This is a genomic window from Quyinboa mangrovi, from assembly GCF_042219825.1.
Taxonomy (GTDB): Bacteria; Bacteroidota; Bacteroidia; order Bacteroidales; family UBA5342; genus JBHJHP01.
Window position 1 is genome coordinate 1 of the sequence record NZ_JBHJHQ010000080.1, and the last position, 515, is coordinate 515.

The 515-nt window shown below is 38.8% G+C and carries 2 tRNA genes; both read right to left on the reverse strand.

Features of this window, described 5'->3' with window-relative positions:
• Positions 1-216: 216 nt before the first annotated feature.
• A tRNA-Ala gene (locus ACE1ET_RS20645) sits at positions 217-290 on the reverse strand.
• Positions 291-361: 71 nt separating this feature from the next.
• Positions 362-435 (reverse strand) — tRNA-Ile (locus tag ACE1ET_RS20650).
• Between the last annotated feature and the right edge of the window lie 80 nt (positions 436-515).

Here is a 515-nt window from a genome sequence, read left to right on the forward strand (position 1 = left end):
CTTCAGACCTTCTTCAGGTCGTAGTCGTTTGTTATATATTCTACTTTAACGCTTGTTACTAACTAAAAAAATATTTCATTAAAATACTTTCTCAGCTCTTTCCCTCAAACATGTCAATGAACTCTTGCATTCGCTGAAGCTTTACAAAAAGCAAATTACCGTCGTAAATACTTCTTTGAAAATATTATCCTTCGCTAAAGCTTCGGATAATTAAAGTGGAGAATAAGGGAGTCGAACCCTTGACCTCTAGAATGCAAATCTAGCGCTCTAGCCAACTGAGCTAATCCCCCGTATACAGTTTAGAGTGCGAGTATTGAGCATGAGCATTCTCTTGCTCAATTCTCTATCTCTTACTGTTATGTAGTCCCGCCCAGATTTGAACTGGGGACCTCTACATTATCAGTGTAGCGCTCTAACCAGCTGAGCTACGGGACTAAATATAAAGCCTTATAATAAGGTAGAAAAAACAAAGCAAACCAATCATCCCCTTGCAAATTAAGGGGTTGCTCTCCAAA